The organism is Achromobacter insuavis (genome assembly GCF_902859645.1).
GTDB lineage: Bacteria > Pseudomonadota > Gammaproteobacteria > Burkholderiales > Burkholderiaceae_B > Achromobacter > Achromobacter insuavis.
The window spans coordinates 170539-181469 of record NZ_CADIJR010000003.1; the positions used below are offsets into that span (position 1 = coordinate 170539).

The 10931-nt window shown below is 66.8% G+C and carries 10 protein-coding genes; 6 read left to right on the forward strand and 4 right to left on the reverse strand.

Annotation, left to right across the window (positions count from 1 at the left end; translation table 11 throughout):
- Positions 1 to 21 precede the first annotated feature (21 nt).
- Positions 22 to 381 carry a nucleotide pyrophosphohydrolase gene (locus tag H0523_RS03770; RefSeq protein WP_054428315.1) on the forward strand — a complete coding sequence of 120 codons (360 nt, stop codon included), beginning with the start codon at positions 22 to 24 and terminating at the stop codon, positions 379 to 381.
- 3 nt (positions 382 to 384) lie between these two features.
- On the opposite strand, the gene H0523_RS03775 is transcribed toward H0523_RS03770, so the two are convergent.
- Positions 385 to 675 carry an antibiotic biosynthesis monooxygenase family protein gene (locus tag H0523_RS03775; protein WP_006390640.1) on the reverse strand — a complete coding sequence of 97 codons (291 nt, stop codon included), beginning with the start codon at positions 673 to 675 and terminating at the stop codon, positions 385 to 387.
- A gap of 73 nt (positions 676 to 748) precedes the next feature.
- Between H0523_RS03775 and H0523_RS03780 the strand changes: the two genes are divergently transcribed.
- The 3 genes from H0523_RS03780 (at position 749) to H0523_RS03790 (ending at position 2828) form a co-directional block, all read left to right on the forward strand.
- Positions 749 to 1162, forward strand: a complete 414-nt coding sequence (locus H0523_RS03780) for a hypothetical protein (RefSeq protein WP_054428314.1) — start codon at positions 749 to 751, stop codon at positions 1160 to 1162.
- A 428-nt stretch (positions 1163 to 1590) separates the two neighbouring features.
- Positions 1591 to 2061 (forward strand): hypothetical protein, encoded by a 471-nt coding sequence (locus H0523_RS03785; RefSeq protein WP_054428311.1) that lies wholly within the window; start codon positions 1591 to 1593, stop codon positions 2059 to 2061.
- A 47-nt stretch (positions 2062 to 2108) separates the two neighbouring features.
- Positions 2109 to 2828, forward strand: a complete 720-nt coding sequence (locus H0523_RS03790; RefSeq protein ID WP_054428310.1) for a hypothetical protein — start codon at positions 2109 to 2111, stop codon at positions 2826 to 2828.
- Positions 2829 to 2860: 32 nt separating this feature from the next.
- Here H0523_RS03790 and H0523_RS03795 read toward each other — a convergent pair whose 3' ends face one another.
- A complete protein-coding gene (locus tag H0523_RS03795; protein WP_054428309.1) occupies positions 2861 to 5287 on the reverse strand; it encodes a DUF3772 domain-containing protein in 2427 nt (808 codons plus the stop codon).
- Positions 5288 to 5495: 208 nt separating this feature from the next.
- The gene (locus H0523_RS03800) at positions 5496 to 6419 is read right to left on the reverse strand and encodes a LysR family transcriptional regulator (RefSeq protein WP_054428308.1); all 924 of its coding nucleotides are present in this window, start codon (positions 6417 to 6419) and stop codon (positions 5496 to 5498) included.
- 239 nt (positions 6420 to 6658) lie between these two features.
- Between H0523_RS03800 and scpC the strand changes: the two genes are divergently transcribed.
- Complete coding sequence (gene scpC / locus H0523_RS03805; protein ID WP_054428307.1) at positions 6659 to 8176, forward strand: succinyl-CoA:acetate CoA-transferase ScpC; 1518 nt, start codon at positions 6659 to 6661, stop codon at positions 8174 to 8176.
- Between the two features lie 50 nt (positions 8177 to 8226).
- Here scpC and H0523_RS03810 read toward each other — a convergent pair whose 3' ends face one another.
- Positions 8227 to 9174 carry a LysR substrate-binding domain-containing protein gene (locus tag H0523_RS03810; RefSeq protein WP_054428306.1) on the reverse strand — a complete coding sequence of 316 codons (948 nt, stop codon included), beginning with the start codon at positions 9172 to 9174 and terminating at the stop codon, positions 8227 to 8229.
- 185 nt (positions 9175 to 9359) lie between these two features.
- Between H0523_RS03810 and H0523_RS32200 the strand changes: the two genes are divergently transcribed.
- Entirely contained in the window at positions 9360 to 9728 is a 369-nt protein-coding gene (locus H0523_RS32200; protein ID WP_231689864.1) for a hypothetical protein, read from the forward strand.
- Positions 9729 to 10931 lie beyond the last annotated feature (1203 nt).

A 10931-nucleotide genomic window follows, 5' to 3' on the forward strand; every position in this document is an offset into this window, starting at 1 on the left:
CCACGTTTCAACGGAACCATCATGTCCGACCTGGAACATATCCGACAGGCCCTGCGGGCCTTCACCGCCGAACGCGAGTGGCAGCGCTTCCATTCGCCCAAGAACCTGGCGATGGCGTTGTCGGGGGAAGCGGGCGAGTTGCTGGCGCTGTTCCAGTGGCTGACCGAACAGGAGTCGCGCCAGCCGTCCGCGGCGCTGCTGGCGGACGCGGCCGACGAGATCGCCGATGTGCAGATGTACCTGGTGGCCCTGGCGGATCAGCTGGGCGTGGACATCGCGGCCGCGGTCCAGGCCAAGATGGCCCGGAACGCGGTGAAGTATCCCGCGGATCGTTTTCGCGGCAGCGCGCGCAAGTATGACGATCCGCCGGACGCGGCCTGAACCTCAGACCACCTTTTGCTCGTGGTGCACCTGGGGCGGCTCGACGAAGAAGCCCGCCACGAGTTTGCGCCACTCCTGAAAATCGGAAGATTCCCGGAAATCCACCATATGGTTTTCGACGGTTTCCCAATCCACCACCAGCGTGTAGCGCTGCGGCTGCTCGATGCTGCGGTACAGCTCCATGCCGTGGCAGCCGCGGGCCCGCAGGAACAGCGGCTTGGCCTGCGCCACGCCGGCCTCGAACAGGGCTTCCTGTCCTTCGCGGACATGGATGCTGGCAATCTCCTGGATCATGATGGTGTCTCCGGATAAAGAGGCCGGGCAGGGGCCGGCCGGGCGGAGTAGTATGGCCCAAAATTCCGTCCCGATGAACCGATCCGTCCTTTCGCTGCCGCGCCTCGTCGCCGCCCGCCTGCTCTGGTATGCCGGGGTCGCCGCGCTCGCCATCATGGCGCTGGCCTCGCCGACCCAGTTCAGCGTGGTCGCCGTGTTGTCGGCCATTGCGATCTACATCCCGTTGTCCATGCTGGGCCTGCCGCTCATCGCCTGGCTGGTGCTGCGCCAGGCCCGCGCGGCCGCGCCGGCGGTCTTGCCGCCGGCCTGGCCCTGCTGGCTGGCCGGCGCGGCTGGCATCGCGCTACTGGCCTGCTATCACCTGTGGGCCGAGATGGAACTGGCCGAACTCGGCGTGCTGCTGCTGCTCGTCGCGGTGGATCTGGCGCTGGCGCGGTGGGAATCGGCGCGCCTGCTCGATCGCATCGTCGCGCCTGGTCCGCGTTGAACCCGGGCCGGTCGCGCCGGCCGTCACACTCTCCTGACAGTCAGCCTAAAGGTTGCCTCCTTGCCGCCCGCCGCCGTGCGCGCTAGGTAAATCGTGCGAGAGTGCGCGGCGGCGCCCCATCCTATGAGCTGAGATGCGGCGCAGCAATTTGGCCCGGCGCGCGCCGCGACTCCTCCATATGCATGGCCCGCGTCGCGGTGTTCGCAGATTCCACGCCATCTTTTACGTCTTCGCGCTCCGTCTCTGGAGGGCGGTCGCCCGTTTAACCGATATCGACGTCCTTAGTCCGGAGCAATCATTCCGTACCAATACGAAAGTCCCAAACGCCACGTTGCCGTATGGGCGTACTGCGTCGGGGTGGTAAAGGTCCGCGCCGGTCGGCCACCGGCACCTGTTCATCCGCATCGGGCGGATCAGGAGGAGCTCAAATGAAAAAGCTCGCAGCAGTCGCAGCGTTGTCCCTCGTCGCGGTTTCGGCCGCCTATGCGAGCGGACCGGGCCAGCCCAGCATTTCCGCGTCTGGCCATGTTGGCACCATCACCGGGACGGTGTCCTCGGTCTCCACGGGTACTTCCGTGGTTTCGACCCAGATCAACGGCTATGGCTCGTCGAGCCAGACGTCGTTCGGTGAAACGGGAGGCGTCGCCACCGCAGGCGGATCCTTCAGCCCGGATGGCACCACCGCGGTCACCAGCACGCGGCAATACGCGACCAGCGAAACCTACGGCCAGATCCATGGCAACGCGCCGATCATGGTGGGCGACAGCATCGCCAATGGCGGCGCAACGTTCGGCAGCACCACCACCAATGCCACGGCGACCGGCACGTTCAACGCCGGTGCGATCGGCGCGACCGCGTCGATCCATGGCATCGGCCCCGTGGGCGGTTTCGGTCACTGAGCAGCACGCAATCCGGACGGCTTCGGCCGTCCGGTCGAGAGGACATCATGAAAACCCTTGCGCTTGCCTTATCTCTGTCGCTGTCGCTGGTGGCCTTTTCCGCGGGCGCCCAGACCAGTTCTTCCGCCGCGACCACCTCGGCCTCGTCGGGCTCCACCAATGCCGGCAACAACCAGGGCATCACGCTCAATTCCAACAACAGTGGATCGAGCACCCTGCGGACCGCGCCGCCGATCGGCGCACAGAGCTTCTATGGTTCGTTCTCTTCCGACAGCTGCATGGTGTCGGCGGGCGGCGGCGGCTCAGTGGTCGGCTTCGGCATGAACGTGGCGTTCCCGGTCGAGGACCAGAAGTGCAGTCTGCGGCGCAACTTCGAGCGCACCATGCAGGCGGCCGCGTCGACCAAGGATCCGGACCGGTCGCGCCGGCTGGAGACGGCCGCCGTGGACATCCTGTGCCAGACCGACGATCGGACCAAGGCCGCGCTCACCGCGCAGGGCCTGTGCACCAATCCCTCGCTGACCACGGCGGATCACCGCTTCGAGAATCCCTCGCAGAACGTCGCGCAGACCGCGCCCGTCGCGCCGACGCAAGCGCAGTACGCGCCCGCCCAGCCGCAGTCGCCCAGCGCCCAGTACATGGCGCCGGCGCCGGTCGCGCAGGCCTACCCGGTGATGTCGGGGCAGAACGCCATGGTCAATGCGCCGACGCTGCGCAATCCGCGCATGGACCGGCAGGGCCTGGCCGACTTCTATTCGCCGGGTTGATGATCGTGTGCGGCGATCGCGGTTCCAGGCGTTCAGGGCGTTGCGGCGGGCGTGGCCGCGGCGCCCGGCCCCTCGGCCGCGCCGGGCTGCTGCAAGGCCGCGGTCTGTGGCGCGGATGCCAGCAGCATCGTGGGCGGCGACGATACCTCCAGCCCGGCGTCATGCAGCCGCTGCAGCAGCGTGAACAGCAGCGCGCTGCGCACGCCGTAGGACGAGCGTGGCGACGAGACATAGCCCTTGGCGTTGAACACCAGGTTGCCGCCCTCGATGCCATCCAGGAACACATTCGGCGCCGGCGTCTCCAGCACATCCTCATGGTCGGCGAAGGCTTGCAGGATCAGCTCGCGCACCCGTTGCGCATCGGTTGACAGCGGCAGCGGCAACTTGATCTGCACCAGCCCCAGCGGGTTGGACCGCGTGACATTGCGCACCGTCTTGGTCACGAACTCCGAATTCGGCACGATCACCGTGGAACGGTCGCCCATCTGGATTTCCGTGGCGCGCACGTTGATGCGCAGGATGTCGCCCTCCACGCCGCCCAGCGAGACCCAGTCGCCCACCTTGACCGGCCGCTCGGCCAGCAGGATCAGGCCCGACACAAAGTTCTGCACCACCGCCTGCAGGCCGAAACCGATACCTACGGACAGCGCGCTGGCGATCCACGCCACCCGTTCGAGCCCGATGCCGGCGGCCGACAGCGACAGCGCCACCGCCAGCACGAAGCCGGCATAGCCGAACAGCGTCGCGGCCGACAGCTGCATGCCCGGATCCAGTTCCGTCGTCGGCAGGTAACGGTTCGACAGCCAGCGCTTGAGCATCTTCACGCCCAGCAGCGACAGGCCCAGCACCAGCAGGGCTTGCAGCACCGCGCCCGGACGGATCTGCGCTTCGCCGATGGCCAGGCCCTTGCGCAGCTGGTCGAAGCGCTGCAGCAGGTCCATCGGCCCTTCGCCGAACGGCGCCAGCAGCAGGATCAGGGCCAGCAGGCCCACCGCCACGCGGCCCACGCCGGACAGCAGCACGGCGGCCTGGTCGCGCAGGCTGGGGCCTTCGCTGTCTTCGCGGTGTGACGTGCCCAGCAAGGTGCTGAAGCCGTCCTCGATCAGCACGGCCAGCAGGTAGGCCGACGCCAGGATAATCACGACCCACAGCACCTGCTTGGTCAGGAAACTGCCGAAGGCGACGTAGCCAGCCAGCAGGCTGGCCAGGCTGATCGCCAGCACCGTGCCGGTCGCGGTCAGCAGCAGCGAGGTCCAGAAGGGCGGCGGCGGGCCGTCTTCCCGCAACGCGCGGCGCCGCAGCCGGCGGCCGATCGACAGCGCCACCGCCATCGTCACCATCACGAACACGGCCACGATGCCGGTCAGGGTGATGGTGGTGGTGAGACTGGCGTTGAGCAGCACAGGCAGCCGTTCGGCCAGCCAGATCATCACGACGATCACGCCCAGCACGCCGGGCAGCCAGCGCAGGCGGTGCGCCACCTTGTCGGAGATCGGCGGCAGCCGCCATGACGGCCGGTTGGCGGACAGCAGCGCATAGCCCAGGCCCGACACATAGCCGCCAAAACAGACCGTGGCGACCAGATTGGCCAGCAGGGCGCTGGTGTTTTCCGACAGCTGTGAATTCCAGTCCAGGCCGATGTGGATCAGCAGCGCGATGACCCCGGGCGTGGCGACGGCCAGCGTCAACAGCGCCACCGCCAGGAACGAGCGGCGCAGGCGTCCGGGCGGCACGCGCGTGGCCGTGAGCCGCAACAGCACCCGGCCGATCCAGACGCGTAGCGCGATCGCCAGCGCCGCCGCGGCGGCCAGCAGCAGCCAGCCCCATTTCGGCGTCTGGCCGACGGCGGTGGCCAGATCGTTGCGCAGCGCCACCAGGCGCTCCAGGTCGCCGGGGAATTCCTCGCGGAATTCGGCCCAGAATTGGCCAGACAGGAACGAGTCGCGCCGTTCGCCCAGGCGCGCCTGGAATTGCGTGCGGCGCAGGCCCGAGATCTGTTCCGCGGTCTGCGCGGCATCGACCGACAGCAGCCGCGCCAGCTTGATCTGCGCGTCCAGCGCGCGGCTGTTCTTTTCCAGCTGCATGCGCTGCGCCGCCACGTCGGGCGCTTCCTTGACGCCCTCCGGCGGCGCGCCCAGCTCGCTCAGGCGCGCGGTCACGCTGGTCAGCTGCGGCGTGAGCGCATCGGCGGTGGCATCCGCCTTGGACTGGATGTCGAGGGCATCGCCGCGCTGCTTGAGCAGGTCGGCGTCGTCGGTCTCGTCCGGGACGCGCTTGCGGATGTCGTCGAGCTGCTTGCGGGCGCCGGCCAGCATGGCGTCCGTTTCGGCGGGCGACGCGGGCGCGGCGGCGAACGCGGGCGCCAGGCACAGCGCCAGCAGCAGGCCGGCGATCAGCGCGGCAAAAGAACGGCGGCGCGGCAGGGCGCGCAAGAGCGGATGTTGCGGGTTCGGGATCATGATTCTTGGGGCGATGGGATCGCGTCGAGGCGGCAGCATAACAAGCCGCGGCCCGGTCCGCTGCAACAAAAACTCAGCTATGTCCCCCGTTAGATTCCGGCCTTCGCCGGCGCCGATCCGTGGGCGTGGGAAACCAAAAAACGGGGGCGGATTTGAACCGGAATCCCGGTGGCCGTCGCCAGGCGGGCGGGGCCTCGCGGCTGCGGCTTCAGGACTGCGCCGCGCGCTTATCGGCCCGGGCCCGCCGGGGCCCGCCCAGCACCGCGTCGCAGACCTCCAGCCAGGCGCGGGCGGCGTACGACAGGTAACCGGATTGCTGCCAGATGTGGCCGACCTCCCATTGCAGGCCGGACTTGGCCAGCTTGGCGGTGCTGAGCCCGCGCGTCTTCATCCGCAGCATCAGCGGTTCGGGCAGCAGCGCCACGCCCAGGCCGGCCGACGCCATCGCCACCAGGAAGTCCCAGTGCGCGCTCTGAGCCGCGATGCCGGGTTGCAGCCCGGCATCGGCAAACGCCTGGCGCAGCCGCCGCGTCATGGCGAAATCGTCCGTGGGAATCAGCAGGCGGGTATCGCGCAGCGCGCTCAAGGGCAGCGAGGTCTTGCCGGCCCAGGCCGCGTCGGGCGGCCCGATCACCCAGATCGGATAGCTGCCGAAGGCCTGCGCCGCCAGGCCGCTGTCGGGCGCGATCGGCAGGATGGTGGCGCCCACTTCCAGTTCGCCGCCCGCCACCAGGTCCTCGACCGCGCGGCCGGTGCCTTCCCGCAGGGTCAGGTGGATGCCGGGGTGCAGTTCGCGAAAGCGCTTGACCACCGGCGTGAACAGCAGGTTGATCATGGGCGGGATGCCGACCTCCAGCGAACCGCGCTGCAACTCCGCCGTCTGGCGCATTTCCTCGCTCAGCTGGCGCATGGTTTCCAGCACCTGCAGGCCGCGCTGGTACATCACGCGGCCAGTGTCGGTGGGGCGCGCCGTGTGGCCGTCGCGCACCAGCAGCGGCGTGCCGGCTTCCTCTTCCAGCTGGCGGATCATCTTGCTGACGGTGGACTGCGTCACGAACAGCGCCTTGGCCGCCTGCGTGAAGCTGGCGTGCCGGACCGTCTCGACGAAGTACCGCAAGGCGCGCACGTCCAAGGCTCATCTCCTCTGCAAGGCGCGGAACATTCAAATAATGAAAAAAACGACTGGATTGGATGATTTTAAGTCATTACGAGATTTGGCTGGCGCTTCCTATACTGCGGAAAATTCGTCCCGAAGCCGGCCTGCCAGGCGCTTCGGGCATCAGGAAACGCCGCGCTAGACGGCGCCTGGATGCGAGCGGCAGCGCCGCCGCGTCCGGCCGCGAGCCGCCGGCTTTTGAATCTGGAGACACCATGCATACCGACCGTATCCGCCATCCCGGGCTACGCGCCAAGATCACGTCCGCCGAACAGGCGGCCCTGCTGGTGCAGGACGGCATGACCGTCGGCATGAGCGGCTTCACCCGCGCCGGCGACTGTAAGTCGGTGCCGGCCGCGCTGGCTGAACGGGCGGGGCGCGAACCGCTCGCCATCACCCTCATCACGGGCGCCTCGCTGGGCCACGACACCGACAAGGTGCTGGCGCAGGCTAACGCGCTGGCGCGCCGCATGCCGTTCCAGGTCGACACCACCCTGCGGCGCAAGATCAACCAGGGCGAGATCGCCTTCATCGACCAGCACCTGTCCGAGACGGCCGAGCAACTGCGCGCCGGCCACATCGGCCCGGTCGACGTGGCCATCATCGAAGCCGCCGCCATCACCGAGACCGGCGCGATCGTGCCGACGATGTCGGTGGGCAACTCGGCCTCGTTCGCGCAACAGGCGCGCTGCGTCATCATCGAGCTGAACCTGGGCGTGCCGGCCGCGATCGAGGGCCTGCACGACATCTATGTTCCGGCCGATCGCCCGAACCGCGAGCCCATGGGCCTGGTGACGGCCGACCAGCGCATCGGCCAGCCGTTCATCGAGGTGGATCCCGACAAGATCGCCGCCATCGTCATCACGCACGAGCCGGACAGCCCCTCCAACGCCTTGCCCCCGGATGCCGAAACCAACGCCATCGCCGCGCACATCAACGCGTTCCTGCGCCGCGAAGTGGACGCCGGCCGCCTGACCAATTCACTGCTGCCGCTGCAGGCCGGCATCGGCACCATCGCCAACGCCGTGCTGCACGGTTTTGAATCGTCGGATTTCGACGGGCTGACGATGTACTCCGAAGTGCTGCAGGACAGCGCCATCGAGCTGCTCGACCAGGGCAAGCTGGCCTTCGCCTCGGCCTCGTCCATCACGGTGTCCAAGCCGGTGTACGAGAAGATCCTCGCCAATATCGACCACTACCGCGAACGCATCGTGCTGCGCCCGCAGGAGATCAGCAACGCGCCGGAGATCGTGCGCCGCCTGGGCATCATCGCCATCAATACCGCGCTGGAGTTCGACATCTACGGCAACGTCAACTCGACCCACGTTGGCGGCACGCACATGATGAACGGCATCGGCGGTTCCGGCGACTTCGCCCGCAATGCGCACCTGGCGATCTTCGTGTCGAAATCCATGGCCAAGAACGGCGATATCTCCAGCGTCGTGCCGATGGTGTCCCACGTGGACCACACCGAGCATGACGTCGACGTGCTGGTCACCGAATGCGGCCTGGCCGACCTGCGCGGCCTGGCGCCGCGCGAACGCGCCCGCGCCGTCATCCAGCACTGCGTGCACCCGTCGTATCGCGAAGCCCTGCAGGATTATTTCGACCGGGCCTGCGAGCGCGGCGGTCAGACCCCCCATCTGCTGGAAGAGGCGTTCGCGTGGCACCAGCGCTTCAACGAGACCGACAGCATGCGGACAGTGCCGCCCGCGACCCGCAAGGTCGCCTGATCCGGTTCCCGCCGACTACCCGCCACGGGACGTTCAAGCCCTCTGGCGGGTCATTCCTTCTTGGCGCGCGTCGTCTTGGCTGCGTCATGGGCAGCGGCGGTCACCAGACTCTTGCTGGAGCGTTCCAGCTCGTCGCGCAGCCATTGCTTCAGCGCCACCAGCGGTTCCCAGTCGCGCAGGCTGGGCCGGTAGACCAGGTGATAGGTCTGGGCCTGCTCATAATGCACGGTCACCGGTGACACCTGCACCAGCCGCCCGGCGCAGATCGCGTCCGCGGCCAGCAATTCGCGTCCCAGAGTGATGCCCAGGCCCTGTTCAGTGGCCTGCAGCATCATGCCGGCATCGTTGAACGTGGCGACCGGCGTCACCGGCACGCTCAGTCCGGCCGCGTTGAACCAGTGCTGCCACATGTCGCGATCGCCCAGCAGGGGTTGGCGCGCCAGCGTCTCGGGCGTGTTGTCGGGCAAGGCCGCCGCCGTTTCGGGCGAGGCCAACGCGATCAACGGCAACGGCATATCGAACAGCGGTTCGGACTCGACGCCCGGCCACGGGCCGCGGCCGAATCGCAGCGCGGCGTGAAAACCATCGCGCAGCAGATCCACTACCTGCTGCGATGTCTCGATCTGCAGCGACAGGTCCGGGTGGCGCTTGTGCCAGCGCGTCATGCGCGGCAGCAGCCAGCGCTGCGCGAACGAGGGCAGCACCGACACGCGCAACTGCTGCGCGCTGCCGGTCGCGGCGGCCGAGGCCGCCATCAGGCCTTCGTCCAGCAACACCATCGCGCTCTGCACGCGGCACAGCAGCGCCGCACCGGCCGGGTTCAGCACGATGCCGCGCCCGCTGCGCTCGAACAAGGGGAAGCCTAGTTGTTCTTCCAGCCCCTTGATCTGCTGGCTGACCGCGCTGTGGGTCAGATGCAGGCGTTCGGCCGCCGCGCGCAGGTTCTGCAGTTCGGCGACGGCGCGGAAGGCGGGCAGGGTATTCAGGGGCAGGCGCATGGGAAAGGGGGGGGGGCGGGACGCCAGGAAGTTTCGCGGACATTCCGTCGAGGGCCTGGCCAGCCCACGGAGAGAATGCTTCGATTGGTTAGCTTAACTGACCGTCCTGGGTAAAACAATTCGATTTTCAGGCGCGATTTGGGCGAATACGCTTACCAAAACGGACTAAATCGAGGAGCCCAGCCATGTCCGCCCAAACCTGCATCCAGACCTCTCCCGCTTTCGGCGCGGCCTGCCCGGCGCCCAAGCGGGCAAATATGCCTGACGTGTCGTCGTCCGCGGCGCCGGCTATCCCGGTTTCACAACCAGCGGCCCGCGACCTGGAAGCGCCCGTCTCCGGCGCCAACCGCGCGGCCGTGCCGCCGGGTGGTTTCATCGTCCGTCTCTGGCGTGCCTATCGCCAACGGTGTGCCGACAGGGTCCTGCGCAACCTGGCGGATGAAATGGATGTCCACATGCTGAAGGACGTGGGCGCGCCGGAATGGCTGGTGAACCAGGCCACCGTCGAGCAATCGCTCAAGCGGGTCACCCGCATCGACACCCTGCGCTGGTGATGAGGCAGGGTGGTTGGGGTGGGAGGGAATATGCCTTCCCGGTCCCCGCCCTAGCCGGCGGCCGTTCCTGATTCCCATTCCTGCCACTATATATAGACAGGTGGTTGCGGCGTTCATTGACCACTGGTGGGCGGACGTGCAGCATGGAAGGGCGCGTTGCCGGCTAATGGCGTACAGCTGGGGGTGGCACACAGCTGGGGGTGGCACACAGCTGGGGGTGGCACACAGCTGGGGGGAGGGGCTCGCCAACCGAGGGCGAACGCCTCGTTTCCCCCTCCCTCTCTATATATAGATGCGTGCTTCCGACGGTAGATATGGCTGCTCGATGCTCACTCCCGCGATAAGTCCTATATGGAGAGGCTATCCCTATAGAGATCTCCCCCCCGGGTGAATTCATAGGGAAACCCCAGACCGATGGCTAGCCGTCAGCAGCCGACGGGGCGCCCATAGGCCTGGCGCTCGACCAGGTCGATGCGATTCGCCCTGATCCAGCAGGGACACACGGCTCCTCCTATATAGAGAGAGGCGAAGAGAAGGGCCGGCGGGCGCGAATGCGCATGTCTGTGCCCCCCCCAAAAAAAATGTGCCGTGCCGGCCATCCTGTACTGAGGAAGGCTGGAACCGGCCCGCGAGCCAGTCACCGCGAGCGATCCGAGAGCCGGGGCACACGGAAATCATCATCTTTCTGCAAAATGAGTGTCATGCTGGCGTGACAAGCGAAAATTCTGTGCTATAGTCTCGCTCCTTCGCAGTTCAAGCAGTTTTGAGCAGCGAGGCCAGGCAAGTGCAACGGATTCAACGCTACGGCGACGGATCTGCCGCAGGGCAGCAAGGCGGTGAGTTAGTAATAACTCTCTCGAACCGGTGGTCAGCGAATTTTGCAAAAGGTGGTGCAAATCAGGCAGAAGCCAGTTGCATAACCTGCAAAAATTGTGCTATAGTCTTGGGCTTGGCTGGTGACGGCAAATCAGGGTTTACCCGGTAGGGTGGTCTGAAAGACGTTGCAAGCCGACTGGGCGGTAACCAACCTCTGGAGCGATCCGGAGCTGCTGCGAAGTGAAGTGATTCACGAAGCGGCGGGGTTGCAAGATAGGATGCAAATTAGGCAAAAGCCGGTTGCATAATCTGCAAAAGTTGTGTTATAGTTTCAGGCTTGGCAGTTACCGAAAACTTAGGGTTAACCCTGATATTTCGATAGCTGCT